Source organism: Gordonia sp. WA4-43 (assembly GCF_020520305.1).
Taxonomy (GTDB): Bacteria; Actinomycetota; Actinomycetes; order Mycobacteriales; family Mycobacteriaceae; genus Gordonia; species Gordonia hongkongensis.
On sequence record NZ_CP084736.1, the window covers coordinates 1,854,094 to 1,871,374 of the forward strand.

The 17,281-nt window shown below is 68.2% G+C and carries 14 protein-coding genes; 11 read left to right on the top strand and 3 right to left on the bottom strand.

The features are described 5' to 3' along the window. Positions 1–247: 247 nt before the first annotated feature. Positions 248–1,507 carry an HNH endonuclease signature motif containing protein gene (locus LEL84_RS08480; protein WP_226513793.1) on the bottom strand — a complete coding sequence of 420 codons (1,260 nt, stop codon included), beginning with the start codon at positions 1,505–1,507 and terminating at the stop codon, positions 248–250. A 734-nt stretch (positions 1,508–2,241) separates the two neighbouring features. Here LEL84_RS08480 and LEL84_RS08485 point away from each other — a divergent pair. The 6 genes from LEL84_RS08485 to LEL84_RS08510 all read left to right on the top strand — a co-directional run bounded on the left by LEL84_RS08485 (position 2,242) and on the right by LEL84_RS08510 (position 9,781). Further along, complete coding sequence (locus LEL84_RS08485; RefSeq protein WP_226513794.1) at positions 2,242–3,624, top strand: FAD-binding oxidoreductase; 1,383 nt, start codon at positions 2,242–2,244, stop codon at positions 3,622–3,624. Between the two features lie 32 nt (positions 3,625–3,656). Next, a complete protein-coding gene (locus LEL84_RS08490; RefSeq protein WP_226513795.1) occupies positions 3,657–4,847 on the top strand; it encodes a helix-turn-helix transcriptional regulator in 1,191 nt (396 codons plus the stop codon). 203 nt (positions 4,848–5,050) lie between these two features. Continuing rightward, positions 5,051–6,910, top strand: a complete 1,860-nt coding sequence (locus tag LEL84_RS08495) for an acyl-CoA dehydrogenase (RefSeq protein WP_226513796.1) — start codon at positions 5,051–5,053, stop codon at positions 6,908–6,910. A 65-nt stretch (positions 6,911–6,975) separates the two neighbouring features. Continuing rightward, a complete protein-coding gene (locus LEL84_RS08500) occupies positions 6,976–7,737 on the top strand; it encodes an SDR family NAD(P)-dependent oxidoreductase (RefSeq protein WP_065631863.1) in 762 nt (253 codons plus the stop codon). 30 nt (positions 7,738–7,767) lie between these two features. Beyond that, positions 7,768–8,286: a PH domain-containing protein gene (locus tag LEL84_RS08505; protein ID WP_159371296.1), complete on the top strand. Its 519-nt coding sequence runs from the start codon at positions 7,768–7,770 to the stop codon at positions 8,284–8,286. Further along, on the top strand, positions 8,273–9,781 hold the full coding sequence (locus tag LEL84_RS08510) for a PH domain-containing protein (protein ID WP_068970086.1): 1,509 nt from the start codon (positions 8,273–8,275) through the stop codon (positions 9,779–9,781). Before LEL84_RS08505 ends, LEL84_RS08510 begins: the two co-directional genes overlap by 14 nt. A gap of 25 nt (positions 9,782–9,806) precedes the next feature. Here the strand turns inward: LEL84_RS08510 and chrA are convergent, their stop codons facing one another. Further along, entirely contained in the window at positions 9,807–11,261 is a 1,455-nt protein-coding gene (chrA, locus tag LEL84_RS08515; protein WP_065631860.1) for a chromate efflux transporter, read from the bottom strand. A 172-nt stretch (positions 11,262–11,433) separates the two neighbouring features. On the opposite strand from chrA, the gene LEL84_RS08520 reads away from it, so the two are divergent. From LEL84_RS08520 to LEL84_RS08535, 4 genes are all read left to right on the top strand, one after another. Continuing rightward, positions 11,434–11,910 carry a Chromate resistance protein ChrB gene (locus tag LEL84_RS08520; protein WP_226513797.1) on the top strand — a complete coding sequence of 159 codons (477 nt, stop codon included), beginning with the start codon at positions 11,434–11,436 and terminating at the stop codon, positions 11,908–11,910. Beyond that, positions 11,907–12,338: a chromate resistance protein ChrB domain-containing protein gene (locus LEL84_RS08525; RefSeq protein WP_004023491.1), complete on the top strand. Its 432-nt coding sequence runs from the start codon at positions 11,907–11,909 to the stop codon at positions 12,336–12,338. Before LEL84_RS08520 ends, LEL84_RS08525 begins: the two co-directional genes overlap by 4 nt. Positions 12,339–12,547: 209 nt before the next feature. Next, positions 12,548–14,320, top strand: coding sequence for an FAD-dependent oxidoreductase (locus tag LEL84_RS08530; RefSeq protein ID WP_413466951.1), 1,773 nt, complete (start codon positions 12,548–12,550; stop codon positions 14,318–14,320). 41 nt (positions 14,321–14,361) lie between these two features. Continuing rightward, positions 14,362–15,027, top strand: coding sequence for a TetR/AcrR family transcriptional regulator (locus LEL84_RS08535; RefSeq protein ID WP_068970092.1), 666 nt, complete (start codon positions 14,362–14,364; stop codon positions 15,025–15,027). Here the strand turns inward: LEL84_RS08535 and LEL84_RS08540 are convergent. Then, on the bottom strand, positions 14,958–15,473 hold the full coding sequence (locus LEL84_RS08540; protein ID WP_413466952.1) for an NUDIX domain-containing protein: 516 nt from the start codon (positions 15,471–15,473) through the stop codon (positions 14,958–14,960). The genes LEL84_RS08535 and LEL84_RS08540 overlap by 70 nt on opposite strands. 79 nt (positions 15,474–15,552) lie before the next feature. Between LEL84_RS08540 and LEL84_RS08545 the strand changes: the two genes are divergently transcribed. Then, the gene (locus LEL84_RS08545) at positions 15,553–17,262 is read left to right on the top strand and encodes a nucleobase:cation symporter-2 family protein (protein ID WP_226513800.1); all 1,710 of its coding nucleotides are present in this window, start codon (positions 15,553–15,555) and stop codon (positions 17,260–17,262) included. The last annotated feature ends 19 nt before the right edge of the window (positions 17,263–17,281 follow it).

A 17,281-nucleotide genomic window follows, 5' to 3' on the forward strand; every position in this document is an offset into this window, starting at 1 on the left:
GATCGGCGGGGCGGCCAGGTGGTCGCGGTCGAGCAGTGAACCGCCACGGAGCGTGTCTCGCGGGTCGATTGCCGGTGAGCGGGGCCGTTCTTGCGTTGTCCATAAACCCCGTCCCCGAAGGTGATCGCAGCGGGAACAGGGCACGGAGGGACATCACTGTGGAGTTGTCAAGGTACGGTTGCGATCCCGGACGGACTCCGGGTGCGGAAGGTGCTACGCGAAAATCTGGTGGTCTCTGGCTGGATGCTCAGGCGGCGTCGTCGAGTCGCATGGTGCGTCGGTTGTAGGCGGGTAACGGTCGGCGGTGCGGGTCGATACTGGCGGGTGGGACGAGCCAGGGGTGTCGGTCGAAACCCATCACGATGTCCCAGCCGTGGTGGTGGACCTGGGTGTGGCAGCGCTGGCACAGCAGACACCCGTTGTCGAGGTCGGTGAGTCCGCCGTCGGCCCACGACTTGATGTGATGCACCTGTGTATGGGACGGCGGTGCACCACATTTGATGCAGCAGGCGTCGCGGACGATGATTGCTCTGCGCAGGTGCGTCGGGAACAAGCGGTGGGTGTGGCCCATCTGCAGCGGCACGCCCTCACGGTCGAGGATGATCTCGGTCAGGGACCCGTCGCAGGAGACCTGTTTCGCGGTGGCGTGGCTGACCGATCCGGTCCACGGCAGCGTTGCGAGGTCTCCGGTCGCGGGAATGGTCAGCATCAACTGGGTGCGTGGGCTTCCGACGGTGTCGATGCTCGCGCCGATCGCGGCTTGGTCGAGGATCAACTCGAAAGCGTCGGCGCGGCGTTGCTCGGCGGTGCGACGATCCTCGGCGCCGTCGGGTTCGGGCCGTGGACAGGACCGTTCGTCGATCATGGCCAGGAACTTCTCACCCACGACCTGGGTGAGGTCGGCACGCACCTCGACGCGGCCGTCGTCGGTGGTGTGCGCGTTCACCGAGTTCAAGCGTGCATCGTCCGACGCCGGGGTTCCGGCAGCAGAAGCATCGGCGAGAGCGTTGCCGATGGCGTGAGCATGCTTGAGTACTTCAGTCGGTGTTGCACCGGAGAGTGCTTGGGCGATGAGTTCGAGCTCATACCGGGTGCTTTCATTCTCGGAAAGGGTTCCACCACATCGTTTCTCGATCTCGTTCATGCTGCGGACGATGGCATCGACAATCTCGCCGGACAACCGCCCATCGGCGGCATGACGCGCCACGGCCGGCAGCGTAGGCAGGGCATCGGCACTTCGCATGGTGCGAAGAGCAGCGGCCGGGGCATGCCCTGACTCGATCAGCAGTTTCTTGGTGGTGCTGCCGGCTTTCTGCGCGACGCCGAGTTCGTCGAGTTGTGCTGCGTGGGTGATGATCTGGTGGTCGGCAAGGTTGCGGATCAGTCGCCACGTGTCGAGGGCGTCGAATGTTGCTCTGCCCGTCGGGTCGTCGGTGGGTGGGGTGGTCTCGATGAGTTGATCGAGGAGCGTGGTGAGCTCTGGCATGACTCCAAGGTAACGGAACATTCGTTCGACTACGAGGAGTTTCCACAGGCTCAGAAATCTCGAAACCTTCGACTGTGAAGCGTTTTTCGTTGAGTGTGCGTCGACTCCCGTCGACTGTGTGTGGATCGTTGACAGTGGTGAACTTCAGTCACATCCGTTACGGATTCTGGGTGGAAAGTTGCGAGTCTGAAGTGGACCGAAGATCCCGCGCGAACTCGCTTCCCCGGTCCGAATCCGCAACCTGCCGTGCGTGGGGCGCTGGGTCTGCAGGGGGTTGTACAGCGGCGTCGGGTCACCAAGTGGCTTCGACTCGGCGCCTCGACCTCGACGCGCTCCTTCGTCGCTTGCTCGGCCCGGCGGCTCCGCTCGGTGCCGGCTCAACCAGCGGAGGTTCAACGCCGGCTCAACCAGGGGGTCGCTTCGCTCGGTGCCGGCTCAACGAGCGGGGTCAGGTCGCCAAGTGGCTTCGACTCGGCGCCTCGACCTCGACGCGCTCCTTCGTCGCTTGCTCGGCCCGGCGGCTCCGCTCGGTGCCGGCTCAACCAGCGGGGGTCGGGTCGACTGACGCCCCCCAGACTTCTGGGACGCACACGAACCCAGAACTCTGGCGCGGGCATTTCCCGCGTTCGAGGGATGGCGGGAACAAAAGGGCGTCGGCCACTCTGAGTCCCATGGAGCTGCCGAGTCCGGCGGCCCACCACAGCAGCACCGACGCTCGAACCCGTTCATCCGCAGATCATTACGAAGGAAATACCGTGTCCATCACCTCCGAACCCATCGACTTCACCGACTTCGACGCCCTGCTCTCGGCGGTCAGCGGTCCCGTTCTGACCCCGGCCGACGAGGGCTACACCGCCGAACTGACCGGCTTCAACCTCGCGGCGATACCCGCCGCTGACGTGGTCGTCGGGGCGACGAACGCCGCCGACGTCGCCGCCGCCGTGCGGTATGCGCGCTCGAACGGGATGCGGATCGGTGCGCGGGCGACCGGGCACGGATCGCCGATCGAAGGGCGCGGCACGGTCGTCGTCACCATGTCCCGGATGGCGGGGGTGAGTGTCGATCCGGTGACCAGGACCGCGCGCGTCGAAGCCGGTGCGCGGTGGCGCGATGTGGTCGCCGCGACCGCGCCGCACGGCCTCACCGGGCTCGTCGGCTCGTCGACGTCGGTGGGTGTCGTCGGGTACACACTCGGCGGCGGGCTGAGTCCGCTGGGTCGTCAGTTCGGTTATGCCGCCGACCATGTCCGGTCGATCGAGCTCGTCACCGCCGACGGTTTCGTCCGCACGGTGGACGCATCCGCGGGTTCGGACCTGTTCTGGGCACTGCTCGGCGGACGGGACGGGTTCGGCATCGTCACCGCACTCGAGTTCGAGCTCTTCGATCTGCCCACGGTCTACGGCGGCGGGATCTTCTTCGCCGGCTCGGCGGCCGCCGACGTCCTGCACGCCTGGCGCGAATGGGCGCCCTCCCTGCCCGAGGAGGCCGGGACCTCGGTGGCGATCCTCCGCCTCCCGCCGGACCCCAACCTGCCCCCGCCCCTGCAGGGTCAGCTCGCCGTGCACGTCCGCTACACCCACACCGGGGACCCGGCCACCGCCGCCGCGTTGCTCGCACCGATGCGGTCGGCGGGTCCGATCCTCCTGGAGAACATCGACGTCCTCCCGACCGCTGCGCTCGACGCGGTACACATGGACCCGCCCGGGCCGATGCCGAGTGCCGAACGCGGCTGCGTACTCGCCGACTTCCCGGCATCTGCTGTGGACGCGCTGCTCGCGGTAGCCGGGCCGCAGGTCGCGAGCCCGCTGGCCATCGTCGAGGTCCGTCTCCTGGGTGGCCGGTTGCGGTCGCCGCAGCGCGTACCCAACGCCGTCGTGGGACGCGACGGCGCGTTCTCCGTCCTCGCCATCGGCGTACCCGCCGGCCCGCTGGGCGAACAGGTCGGTGAGCATCTCGCGGCCGTCACCGACGCGGTGGCCGCCCACTCCTGTGGAGCGCTGCTCAACTTCTCCGGGCGGACGGCAACCCAACGCGACGCGCTGTGGTCGACCGACCAGCGGACACGCCTGGAGACCATCCGACGACGCCACGATCCGGCCGGTGTCCTCCGTCCGGGGGACCCCACTATTGTGGGATAGACATCCGCGCAGCTCACGCCCACAATTGTCGAATGACATCGAGTCTGACCGCCGAGCGTGTGCGCCGCGACATCGAGGTCGTGGCCCACGCCGGCCTCGGTCTCGACGATTTCTTCGCCGAGACCGTCGCCTCGCTGGGTCGCGCGATACCGGTGGACGCGGTGTGCATCGGCACCTTCGATCCCAACACCGTCCTGCTGACCAGCGCCCGCAAGTACGGATCACTGCTCGGCGAGGATCACCGGGACCCGGACTGGGGTCTCCTCGAATACGGGCAGGTCGAGCCGACGGCCTACCGCGAGATGGTGGCCGCCAAACGCGACGCGGTCGGACTCAACCTCCTCAACCGGGGCGCCACCGAACGGTCCAATCGGATGTCGCAGTTGATGATTCCCGAATACTGCTTCCACGACGAGGCCCGGCTGGTGCTTCGTGACGGGGACCGGGCGTGGGCCGGGATCGCGATGTTCCGCAGCGGGGCCGGGTGCCGGCCCTTCGACGCCGACGAGATCGACTTCCTGGGTTCGCTGTCGCGCACCCTCGCCTACGGCGTCCGCGTGGGGTTGCTGAGCAGTGTGGTCGCCGGCGGGGCGAGTGCCGCTGCCCCGGCCGCCGTCGACGCGCCGGGTGCGCCACCGGCGACCGGCCACGGCCCGGCGGTGCTGATCATCGACCGCAGCAACGAGATCGTGCAGATGAGCGCCGGCAGCCAGGAGCGCATCGCCGACCTCGCGTCCGGCCCGAACGGCGCAGCGGTGATGAACCCGATCTACGGCCTGATCGGGGCTGCCCGCCGTTACGGCTCGGGTGAGTCCTCCGTCCCGCCGCGCCTCCGGGTGCGCGGGGCGTCGGGCATGTGGCTCGTCATCCACGCGTCGCCGCTGTCGTCGGCCGACGGCCGGGTCGGCGAGGTCGTGGTGACCATCGAGGAGGCCCGCCCGCCGGAGATCATCCCGCTGGTCGTCGAGGCGTTCGGGCTCACCGCCCGTGAGCGCGACGTCACCCAGATGGTGCTGCAGAGCGTGGCCACCAAGGACATCGCCACCGCCCTGCACGTTTCCGCCTACACCGTGCAGGACCACCTCAAATCGATCTTCGACAAGGCCGGCGTCCGCAGCCGCCGCGAGCTGATCGCGCGGATCTACTTCGACCAGTACGCACAGCGTCTCAACGATCCGCTGCTGCCGTCCGGGTCGTTCGCCACCCCCGACACCGAGCTCTAGCAGCTCCTCCCCCGTACCCGCCCAGTGCGCGCATCGCACCGGGCGGGTTCGTCGTCGTCTCATAGTGAGACGTACGCCCTGCCGCACCGTGTGACGAACGGGCCGGGGTCTCGCACGCGGGCGCGGCGTGCCGGGGCATGATGGACGGGCGACGGACACATCCGCGTACCAGCGTCCGCCCACCTGAACGACGAGGAAGTGCGATGACCACACCCATGTCCCGGCGGGACCTCGAGTTCCTGCTCTACGAATGGCTCGATGTCGAGTCGCTGACCTCGCGGGAGCGCTTCTCGGCACACTCGCGGGAGACCTTCGACGCCGTGCTCGAACTCAGCGCCGACATCGCGATGAAGTGCTTCGCACCCGCCAACAAGATCGGCGACGCCAACGAGCCCTACATCGGTGACGACGGCAAGGTCGTCCTGCCCGACGAGATCGTCGCCGGCCTCACCGAGTACCGCAAGGCCGGTCTCATCTCGGCCTCCTTCGACGACGAACTCGGCGGCATGCAGCTGCCCACCGTCATCCGCCAGGCCTCCGCCGTATGGTTCCAGGCCGCCAACGCCGCGATGTCGTCGTACAACTTCCTCACCGTCGGCAACGCGAACCTGCTGGCCGAGTACGCCACCCCCGAGCAGCGCGACACCTGGGTCCGCCCCCTCGTCGAAGGCCGCTTCTCCGGCACGATGTGTCTGTCCGAGCCACAGGCCGGCTCGTCGCTGGCCGACATCACCACCAAGGCCGAACCCGCCGGCGACGGCACCTACCGCATCACCGGCACCAAGATGTGGATCTCGGGCGGAGACCACGAACTCACCGAGAACATCGTCCATCTCGTCCTGGCGAAGATCCCCGGCGGCGGCCCCGGCGTCAAGGGCATCTCGCTGTTCATCGTGCCCAAATACCTCGCCGACGGAACACGCAACGACGTCGCGCTCGTCGGCCTCAACCACAAGATGGGCAACCGCGCCACCACCAACACCCTGCTCAACTTCGGCGACGGCACCTTCCCCGTCGACTCCACCCCGACGGCTCCCGGCGCTGTGGACGATCAGCCCGCTCGCTCCGCTCCCGGCGCTGTGGACGATCAGCCCGCTCGCTCCGCTCCCGGCGCTGTCGGCTACCTCGTCGGCGACGAACACCGCGGCCTGTCCTACATGTTCCACATGATGAACGAAGCGCGCATCGGCGTCGGATTCCTCGCCACCGCACTGGGTTACGCCGGGTACCGGGCCTCCCTCGACTACGCGAAGGTGCGTACGCAGGGCCGACCCGTCGACCACAAGGACCCGTCGACCAAACCGGTCCCGATCATCGAACACGCCGACGTGCGTCGCATGCTGCTCGCCCAGAAGTCCTACGTCGAAGGCTCTCTCGCGTTCGGGTTGTACTGCAGCACCCTCGTCGACGAGGCGGCCACCACGACCGACCCCGCCGAACGCGACCGGTTGAACCTGTTGCTCGAGGTGCTCACCCCGATCGCGAAGAGCTGGCCCTCCCAGTGGTGTCTCGAGGCGAACAGCCTCGCGATCCAGGTCCACGGCGGATACGGTTACACCCGCGAATTCGACGTCGAGCAGTACTACCGGGACAACCGGCTCAACCCGATCCACGAAGGCGCCCACGGCATCCACGGCCTGGACCTGCTCGGGCGCAAGGTGATCATGCAGGGCGGGGCCGGTCTCGCCGCGCTGGCCGAGACGATCGAGGCCACCGTCGCCCGCGCACGGGCTGTCGACGGACTCGACACCCATGCCGACACGCTGCACGCGGTGGTGGACCGGCTGGTGAAGGTGACCGCGCACATCTGGTCGGCGGGCGACCCGAAGCTGTCGCTGGCCAACGCGACCGTCTACCTGGAGACGGCCGGCCACATCGTGATCGCCTGGATCTGGCTCGAACAACTCCTCGCCGCCGACGGCCGGACCGGTGACTTCTACGACGGCAAACGCGCTGCGGCACAGTACTTCTTCCGGTATGAACTACCCAAAACCGGCCCACAGCTCGACTTACTGACCGCACTCGACCGCACCACCCTCGACGTCGAACCGTCCTGGTTCTGACACCGATTCCGACTCGACCGGCGCCCCGCGTCGGTCACCGTGCTGAGTACTCAAGGGAGACAACGATGTCCGTGATGGATCTGTTCGACACCACCGGCAAGGTGGTCATCGTGACCGGCGCCTCGTCCGGGCTGGGGGTCTCGTTCGCCCGCGGTTTCGCCGAGGCGGGCGCGGACGTCGTACTCGCCGCGCGCCGGGCGGAGAAGCTCGCCGACACCGCTGCCGCCGTCGAGGAACTGGGCCGCAAGGCGCTGGTGGTCCCCGCCGATGTCGCCGACCCCGAGCAGTGTCAGCGGGTCGTCGACGCCGCGATGGAGACCTTCGGCAAGGTCGACGTGCTCATCAACAACGCCGGCGTCGGGACCGCGTACCCGGCAACCCGCGAGACCCCCGAGCAGTTCCGCGGCGTCATCGATGTGAACCTGAACGGCTCCTACTGGATGGCCCAGGCCTGCGGGCGGGTGATGCAACCGGGTAGCTCGATCATCAACATCTCGTCGATCCTCGGCATCACCACCGCCGGGTTGCCGCAGGCGGCGTACGCCGCGAGCAAGGCCGGCGTCATCGGCCTCACCCGCGACCTGGCCCAGCAGTGGGGCGCGCGCAAGGGCATTCGCGTCAACGCCATCGCCCCCGGGTTCTTCGAGAGCGAGATGACCGACACCTACCAACCGGGATATCTCGACTCCCAGATGCCCCGGGTACTCCTCGGCCGGACCGGACACGGCGAGGAACTCGCCGCCACCGCGATCTGGTTGTCCTCGGCCGCAGCCGGATACGTCACCGGCCAGACGCTGCCCGTCGACGGCGGCATCACCGTCACCTAGGGCGGGGAACCCACCCCTAGACTGACGGCAATGGAGCCCTCATCTGATCCGACCGTGCCGGTGCACCCGACCCTGCGTGACCCGGTCAACAGTGTCGATCCACGCGCCAAGACCCTGTGGCGCATCGGCCCGCTCGTTCTCGGGGTCCTGGGCGTGGTCGCCGCCGTCCTGGTGGCCGTCGTCGTCGACCAGACGCGATGGATCGCGGTGCTCGCCGCTGTCGCGGTGGTCGTCGTGACCGTCGCCTGGGTCGCGATTGTCCCGCAGTGGCGCTACCGCTTTCACCGCTGGGAGGTCAGCGACGACGCGGTGTACTCGCAATCGGGCTGGTTCGTCCGGCACCGCGTGATCATCCCGATCGCCCGGATCCAGGTGGTCGACACCGAGGCCGGGCCGATCGAACAGTTCCTCGGGCTGGCGACCCTCACCGTGACCACGGCGTCGTCGGCCGGGACGATCCACATCGCCGGTCTCGACGCGGAGGTCGCACGGACTACCGCCGCCGATCTGACCATTCGCACACAGGCTTTCACCGATGACGCGACCTGAGCCGTTCGCCGTCGACGGGCCGGAGGACTGGCACCGGTTGTCGCCGTGGATGATGGCCGTCAAACCCGTCGAGCTCCTGCCCTCACTGATCCCGGTCGTGATCGCGCTGGTCTTCGCCGGCTCGGGCGCGCCGTTGTTCACCCTGATCGCCACCGCGGTCATCGTGCCCTTCGTGACGGTGGTGCCCTGGCTGACCACGCGCTACCAGGTCACCGATGAGCACGTCCGGGTGCGCAGCGGGCTCGTCACACGTAAGGTCGCGACCGCGCGCCGGGACCGCATCCGCAGCGTCGACCTCACCGCGTCCCCTGTTCACCGCGTGCTGAAACTGCAGAAGGTCAAGATCGGCACCGGAGGGGACGACGAGTCGTCGGCGGTCGTCCTCACCGCACTCACCGTCGACGAGGCGCGGGCGCTGCACGACAATCTGATGGCCACGCGCACCCTGCGGGGACCGTCGGCGCCCGCCGGCACCGACCCCGACGACCCGACCGCCCCGGTGGCGGCCGAGGACCCCACGGTCCTGGCGCGGTTCCAGACCTCGTGGCTGCGCTACTCCCCCTTCTCCGTCGCCGGGCTCGCACTGGCCGCGGGCGCCGCCGGCCTCGCCGCGCAGATCGCCAACGACGCCGGGGTATTCGCGGAGGGGATCGGATTCGCGCGCGATGCCGTCGACTCCATCCGCGAGACCGCGATCGGACTCGTCGTGCTGGGTGCCTGTCTGCTCGTGATCGTCGTCGGCGGAATCCTGTCCGTCCTGGGGTACGTCCTGAACTACTGGAACTTCCGGCTCCTCCGCTCCCCCGACGGGACCCTGCGCACCGAACGCGGACTGCTGACCACCAACGCGATCAGCTTCGACGAACGGCGCATCCGCGGCAGTCACCTCACCGAGCCGGTCCTCATGCGCCCACTCAAAGGCGCTCGCCTGCAGGCGATCGCCACCGGCAGCACCAAGCACCCGCTACTGCTCCCACCGGCACCGATCGACGAGGCGATGCGCGTCGCCGGTCTGGTCACCGACGAACGCACCGAGCTCACCACGCCGCTCGTCGGACACGGCGTCACCGCCGGGCGGCGTCGGATCAACCGCGGATTCCTGTCCGGCGCAGTGGTGTTCATCGCCATCGGCGTCGCGGTACTCACGCGCGCCCTGCCGGCGCCATGGCTGGCGGTGGGGGTCGTCGCCGTTCTCGGCTCGACGGCGCTCGGTGTCGTCCGCGCCCGGCACCTCGGGCATCGGTTGACCTCTCGTTCGGTGGTCATCGCACCGCCGAGCGTCGCGCGGCAACGCGTCGTCGTCGACCGGGACGGTGTGATCGGCTGGGCCAGCCGTACGTCGCTCTTCCAGCGCCGGGCGGGCGTCACCACACTCATTCTCGCCACCGCGGCGGGCGCCGAGCACTACCCTCTCGTCGACGTCGACGAGGAGACCGCGGCCGGCGTCGCCCGTGATGTCTCGCCCGACTGGATCCGCCCGTTCCTCGTGCCCTGACGACACCCGTTCAGGTCAGGGTCGTTCAGGTCAGGGGCAGGCCGACGGCGGCGGCGAGCAGGCCGAGCACCGCGCAGATGCCGAGGGTCCGGAGCACCGACTGCTTGAGCGGATAGATCAGGACGAAGGCGATCACGGTGATCACCACGGCCAACGGACGCAGGGTGTCGAGATGCGGGACCGCGAGGTGCAACGGCCCGGCGGTGACGACCGTGGTGTCCCGGAACAGCGTGTGCAGTGCGAAATACAGTGCGAGATTGGCGATCACGCCGACCACCGCGGCGGTGACGCCGTTCAGCGCGGACGTCAGATGCCGGTTGTTGCGGAGCTTCTCGATGAACGGCGCGCCGAGGAAGATGAACACGAAACTCGGCACGAACGTGACCCAGGTGGTCAGGAGTGCGCCGATGGTCGCCGCGACCCAGGGGTCGAGACCGCCCGGATCGCGATAGGCGCCGAGGAACGCGACGAACTGGACGACCATGATGAGAGGGCCGGGGGTCGTCTCGGCGAGTCCGAGTCCGCGCACCATCTCACCCGGCGTGACCCAGCCGTAGACCTCGACCGCCTGCTGGGCGATGTAGGCCAGGACGGCGTAGGCGCCGCCGAAGGTGATGAGGGCGGTCCACGTGAAGAACGTGCCCTGCTGGGTGAACACACTGCCCGTCCCCGTGGTCGCCACGACGATGCCCATCGGGATGATCCAGGCCAGCGCACCGACACCGAGCACCAACCCGGCGCGACGCCAGCTCGGGGATGCCGTGTGGATCGCGTCGTCGGCGATGATCGGCGCGGGCCCGTCGTCGGCGACCTCCTTCTGGGCAGCGACGACACGGCGGCCGGTCAGCCAGCCCAGGACGCCGGCCACAGCGATGACTATCGGGAATGGGACGGCGAAGACCGCCAGGGCGATGAACGCAGCGACCGCGATCGCGATCTGCACCGGCCCGGTGAGCGCCCGTTTGCTCACCCGCGTGACCGCCTGGGCGACGATGGCGAGCACCGCGGGGCCGATGCCGGCGAACAGGGCCGCCACGATGGTCGTCGCGCCGAAGGCGACGTAGATCGCCGACAGCCCGAGTATCGCGATCACCCCGGGCAGGACGAACAGGATGCCCGCGATCAGCCCACCGGCGGTTCCGTTGAGCAGCCAACCCACGTAGATGGCCAATTGCTGGGCTTCGGGCCCGGGCAGCAGCATGCAGTAGTTGAGGGCGTGGAGAAACCGGCGCTGGCCGATCCAGCGCCGGTCGTCGACCAGTGCTCGCTGCATCACCGCTATCTGACCCGCGGGACCCCCGAAGGTCTGCAGCGAGATCAGGAACCACGCGCGGGTCGCGGTCCGCAGCGAGACCCCCGCGGTCGGGTCGACGTGGTCACCCGACTCGACGGCCGCCGACCCTTCGGCCTCCGGCGGACTGTCCGCACGTCTCGACGCATCCGAACTCCCGGGTCGACCGGATCTCTCCGACATCGCCACTCGCACCCCTTCCACCACGCACCAACGTGCCCGCGTCGCCGCGATCGTGCGGCTCCCAGCAGATGCAACCACGGTTACAATCAGATTGTCCAGGGTTGAACGCGCGGTGAGCGGCGGGTCACGACATCGACCGCTGGTGCATGATCGGATGGCATGCCGAGGAGGTGCTGGAGTGTCCGAAGACTGGGTGATGCTCGTGTATCGGGTTCCCCGAGAGCCGTCGACGCCGCGGATCGCGATCTGGCGCAAACTCCGGAAGTACGGCGCCTATCAGCTGACCGATGGGGTGGTACTGCTTCCCGCGAGCGCCCGGACCCGCGAACAGCTCGAGTGGGTGGCCGAGGATGCGGTCAGCGCAGGCGGATCCGGCGAGGTCTGGTCGGCCGCGCCCACCAACCCGGCCGAATTCGAACGCATCCGCGCCGAACTCCAGTCGGCCCGCGGAGCCGAGTATGCGGAGATAGTCGTCGAGGCGCAGCAGGCGGAAGACCATGCCGACCCCGCGAAACAGCTCGGCGTCCTGCGTCGCAGGTTCCGTGAGATCACCCGACGGGATCATTTTCCGACCGAGTCGCGCGAGACCGCCCGACAAGCACTTCGCACACTGGCCGACCGACTCCTCGAGACCGAACCGGCGAGGCCGTCGTGAGGTGGGCGACCCGGGCCGGCGTGCACATCGACCGGGCGGCGTGCGCGTGGCTGATCCGCCGGTACGTCGATCCCGCCGCCGAGTTCGTCTTCGTCACCAGCGCAGACGAAATCCCCTCGGATGCAACGCCGTTCGACATGCGCGGGGTCGAACTGGGCCATCATGACGGCGACTGCACGTTCGAAACGATCCTGAAACGGTACGAACTCACCGACCCGGTCCTGTGGGCGATCGCAGAGATCATCCACGAAGCCGACATCGAAGACGACCGCTACGACGCTCCGGAAGCGCCGGGCCTCGATGTCGTGTTGCGCGGCCTCTCCCTCATCGGCGACGACGAACACACGCTGTCGGTCTCGGATGCCGTTTTCGACGGTTTGCACGAGTACTTTCGCCAACGCACCCTCACCGGCCGCGAACCGTCGTAGTCAGCCGCAGGGCGCGTGGGAGCACCCCGTGAGACGATTCGCCAAAACCGTCCGACCCACTTTGACGCTGTGGTAGACATCACAGCAGATAAGTCAACGCTGACTGTTCTCTACCGTCGCGGACAGTCGTCGACAAAGGGGTCATGGGGATGTCGGACGCCACTTTCACTTCGAAAAGCAACTCGCCGAACAGCTTTCCGCGTCGGTCCATGCTGCGCGGATCGGCTGCCGCCGCAGTCCTGGCGGGTACCGCAGTGGCCCTACCGGGCGTCACGGTCCCCTCGGCGCGGGCGGTGCCCCGCTCCGGTGCCGGTCGCGGCCGCGACGTCGCGATCTTCGGCGGCGGGATGGCCGGCTTGTCCGCGGCGCATGAACTCGTCGAGCGCGGCTTCGGGGTCACGGTCTACGAGCCGTCGCGCCTCGGCGGCAAGGCCTACAGCCACGACGTCCCCGGCACCGCACGGGGTGGTCGCCTCGCTCTCCCCGGCGAGCACGGTTTCCGGTTCTTCCCGGGTTGCTACCAGCACGTGCCGGACACCATGGAGCGAATCCCCGTCGGCAACAGCAACGTTCGTGACCGTCACCTCATCGACGTCGAGTCGGCGGTCATCGCCTTCGACGACGCCGGGTATGCCCCGACCACCGCCCCGGCATCGATCATGGGTTTCGTCAAACACGCGAACGAGATCGTGACGCTGGACAACCTGCGCAACGCGTTCATGAGCGGACTCAAGTTCGTCGTCGATGTGCCGCCTCCCGAACTCGCGTTCTTCGTCACCCGCGAGCTGATCATCGCGACCAGTTGCACCGAACGTCGAATCGGCCAGTGGGAGAACCAGTCCTGGATGCAGTTCGTGAAGTCCAAGGGCAAGTCACGGGCGTATCAGCGATATCTCGTGGGCGCCCTCACGCGAGCGCTTGTGGCCGCCAAACCCGACACCGCGTCGGCACGGACGATCGGCCAGATCGGACTGGCACTGGCCACCTCGGCGACCGGATTGATCAGCGGATACGACGCCGGGCTCGTACACGGCGGCGTCGACCGGATCCTCAACCGCCCCACCAATCATGCGTGGATCGACCCGTGGGTGGCCCACCTCCGCGGTCGCGGCGTCCGCTTCGAGATGGGGACCGGCCTGGCGCGACTGAATCTGACGCGCGGCCGGATCAGTGGAGCGCAACTCACCTCCGGCGCCCCGGTCGATGCCGATTGGTATGTCGCCGCGATGCCCATCGATCGCCTCCGTCCGTTGTTGTCGCCCGAGTTGGTCACGGCCGACCCGTCGCTGGCCGGTATCCACGCTCTCAAGGACGACTGGATGGTCGGCATCCAGTACTTCCTGTCCCGGCGCGCCGACATGCCGCCGAGCCACATCGCCGCGCTGGGTACCCCCTGGGCTCTGACCGGCCTGTTCCAGGCCCGCCCCTGGAACGTCGACTTCGCGCGCACCTACGGTGACGGGCGAGTGAAAGATTTTCTGTCCATTGACATCTCGGAGTGGGAGAAGCCAGGCATCCTCTACGGCAAACCCGCCAAACAGTGCACCCGGCAAGAGATCGCGCGGGAAGTGTGGGCCCAGATGAGCCGAGCGATGAACTCGGGGGCCCGGAAGCTCCTGCGTTCGGAGGAGATCGTTACCTGGTCCCTCGACCCCGGGATCACCTGGTCGCCGTCCATCGCCAACGCCACACCGCTCATGGTCAACACCGCCGGCTCGTACAAGAACCGGCCGAACGCCTACACGTCGATTCCGAATCTGTTCATCGGCGGCGACCACGTCCGGAGCAACATCGATCTCGCGACGATGGAGGGCGCCAACGAATCCGGCCGCCGGGTGACCAACGCGATCATCGCCGCGGCCGACAGCCCCGCCCGCGCGGCGACCGTCTTCCCGCTCTGGGAACTGCCGATGCTCGAGCCGCTGAAACAGATCGACCGCGATCGTTACCGCGCGGGCCTCCCGCACATCCTCGACGTGTGAGGCCGCGGGTCATCCGCGCCGTGCCGAACTACGATCCTCGTGTGACCACCTCTCCCGGCGCCCCGCGCGCGCGGCAGCAACGCAGCGGGGTCACGCAGACCCGCATCCTCGATGCCGCGATCCGAGTCCTCGTCGATCGCGGATACGCCGCCGCGAGCACGGTCGCCATCCAGAACGAGGCGGGCGTGAGCCGGGGCCGGTTGTTGCACCACTACCCGTCGCGGGACGTCCTGCTGATGGCGGCCGTCGGACACCTCGCCCGCACCCGCATCGCCGAACTGCCCAGCCACGTCGAATGGCCGGCCGATCCGGTCCAGCGCATCGCGCTGGCCACCGACGTCGGGTGGTCGACGTTCCACCAGCCGTACTTCGTCGCGTCGATGGAGTTGTGGGTCGCGGCGCGGACGAATGCCAATCTGCGGACGGCATTGCTCCCCACCGAACGCGAGATCGGCCAGACCGTCCGGCGCGCGGTCGCCGGGTTCCTCGGTCCCGAGTTGACCGCGTCGCCGCGCTACGCCGCCCTCTACCCGCTGCTCCTGACGAGCATGCGCGGCGCGGCGACCACCTACCTCATCGACCGGCGCGACCCGCTGACCGACCCGCATCTCCCGCTGTGGCGAGACCTGACGCGCACCTACCTCCTCGGTGACGCCGGGTCCGCGGACCCCAGCGCCTCGAGCAGACGGTCGACGAACGGAACCTGAGCGGGGTTGAGCCGGGTCCGCGCGAGATCGACGGAACACCATTCGGCGCGGTCGATCTCGGGGAACGCCTGCATCCGTCCCGACCGCGGTGGCCACATCAGCTCGAACGTGTTGCTGACGACCGACACGACGTCGAGGTCGCCTTCCACGGCGAATCCGATCACCCTCTTGCCGCTCTTCAACCTGACCTCGCCGAGTTCGATCGGCGGGGCGTCGGGCACCGGGCTCCCGATCTCCTCGGCGTACTCGCGTCGCGCGGCGGCCCACTCGTCCTCGCCCGGTTCGACGAGCCCCTTGGGCACCGACCACGACCCCGCGTCCGGTTTACGCGCCCAGATCGGACCCCCGGGGAACACGAGGAGAACTTCGACGGCAGCGGCACCGTCGGCCGACGTCGTCCGGCGATAGAGCAGGATTCCCGCGCTGCGGCGGGAGGCGCTGGCCATCACGGATATATCTTGGCGGAAACGTCGCGGATACACGCTCGCGCCTTCACGGAAACGTGCGAACCGTAGAACACTGACCATGTCGGTTCTCGATGTCGTCAAGAACGGAAGGTCCGCCGCACATCCGGTGGACGAGATCCCGCCGTTCATCAAGCTGTTCCCGCTCGGCCTCCAGCACGTCCTGGCCATGTACGCCGGGGCCGTCGCGGTACCCCTCATCGTCGGCGGCGCGATGGTCGGCGCCGGCCAACTCGAGCAGGGTGACATCGTCCACCTGATCATGGCGGACCTGTTCGTGGCGGGCATCGCGACGATCTTGCAGGCCGTGGGGTTCTGGCGGTTCGGGGTCCGACTCCCGCTGATGCAGGGCGTCACCTTCGCCGCGGTCGGCCCGATGATCACCATCGGGACCTCGTACGGCATCACCACCATCTACGGGTCGGTCATCGCGTGCGGGTTGTTCATGATCGCCGTCGCACCGATCGTCGGGAGACTGATCCGCTTCTTCCCGCCGCTGGTCACCGGGACGATCATCCTCATCATCGGGGTGTCCCTGATGCGGGTGGCGGCCGGCTGGTTCGGCGGCGGCACCGCCGCGGGCCCCGACTTCGGCGACCCGAAGAACATCGCCTTCGGATTCCTCACCCTGGCCGTCATCATCGGCATCGAACGATTCGCCCCCGCGGCGATCCGCCGGGTGTCGATCCTGCTCGGCCTGGCGGTCGGCACCCTGATCGCGATCCCGTTCGGCATGACGCACTGGGATCAGGTCGGCGAGTACCCGTGGGTCGGCATCCCGCAGCCGTTCCAGTTCGGCGCACCCACCTTCGAGGTCAGCGCCATCATCGCGATGATCATCGTCGGCGTCGTGATCATGACCGAAACCACCGGCGACATCGTCGCCGTCGGCGAGATCGTCGACAAGAAGATCACCCCGCGCAAGCTGGCCGACGGGATGCGCGCCGACGGCCTGGGCACCGCACTCGGCGGCGTGTTCAACACGTTCCCCTACACGGCCTTCGCGCAAAACGTCGGCCTCGTCGCGATCACCGGGGTCAAGACGCGACACGTCGCGACCTGCGCCGGCGTGATCCTGGTCGTTCTCGGCCTCCTCCCCAAGATGGCCGCCGTCGTCGAGGGCATACCGCTGCCGGTACTCGGCGGCGCCGGCGTCGCCCTGTTCGGCATGGTCGCGGCCAGCGGCATCCGGACGCTCGCGAAGGCGAAGCTGAACAACACGAACGTCCTGGTCGTCGCGATCTCCGTCGGTGTCGCCATGCTGACCGAGGCCAAGATCTACTACACCGACCGCGAACTCGGCGAGGCGCCGGTCAACGTGGTCCTGGATCTCTACGCCCAGTTCCCCGACTGGTTCCAGACCATCTTCCATTCGGGGATCTCGGCGGGTGCGCTCACCGCGATCGTGTTGAACCTCCTGCTGAACACGCGCAGCGTCTCCGCCGATCCGGTCGACTACCACAACACCGGCGACATTGCGGTGGTCGGCGCACCCGACGGATCAACCGACCTCTCCGGCGCCGACGGCGTCCGCGCCGCCGCCTTCGACCCGCGCGACGCGTTGGCGGCCGCCGACCCCGACACCCCGGCCGACACGCTCCGCTATCTGGCCGACCACGACGCGTCGCTGCACCCGTTCATCGTCACCAATCCGGCCACGCCCAAGGACCTGGCCGATCACATCAAGAGCCTCGGCGACCCGAAGGTGTTGCGGCTCTTCGACACCTGGGACGGCTACACCTCGGGCGGGTTCTCGCGGCGTGGTTCGTGACGGGTTCGGTTCGGGCCGT

Bases quoted from the DNA above. Each gene is read 5' to 3' on its own strand.
- LEL84_RS08510 (WP_068970086.1), top strand. From the start codon at position 8,273: ATGACGCGACCTGAGCCGTTCGCCGTCGACGGGCCGGAGGACTGGCAC.
- LEL84_RS08495 (WP_226513796.1), top strand. From the start codon at position 5,051: ATGACCACACCCATGTCCCGGCGGGACCTCGAGTTCCTGCTCTACGAA.
- LEL84_RS08480 (WP_226513793.1), bottom strand. From the start codon at position 1,507: ATGTTCCGTTACCTTGGAGTCATGCCAGAGCTCACCACGCTCCTCGAT.
- LEL84_RS08500 (WP_065631863.1), top strand. From the start codon at position 6,976: ATGTCCGTGATGGATCTGTTCGACACCACCGGCAAGGTGGTCATCGTG.
- LEL84_RS08545 (WP_226513800.1), top strand. From the start codon at position 15,553: ATGTCGGTTCTCGATGTCGTCAAGAACGGAAGGTCCGCCGCACATCCG.
- LEL84_RS08505 (WP_159371296.1), top strand. From the start codon at position 7,768: ATGGAGCCCTCATCTGATCCGACCGTGCCGGTGCACCCGACCCTGCGT.
- LEL84_RS08530 (WP_413466951.1), top strand. From the start codon at position 12,548: ATGCTGCGCGGATCGGCTGCCGCCGCAGTCCTGGCGGGTACCGCAGTG.
- LEL84_RS08490 (WP_226513795.1), top strand. From the start codon at position 3,657: ATGACATCGAGTCTGACCGCCGAGCGTGTGCGCCGCGACATCGAGGTC.
- LEL84_RS08540 (WP_413466952.1), bottom strand. From the start codon at position 15,473: ATGGCCAGCGCCTCCCGCCGCAGCGCGGGAATCCTGCTCTATCGCCGG.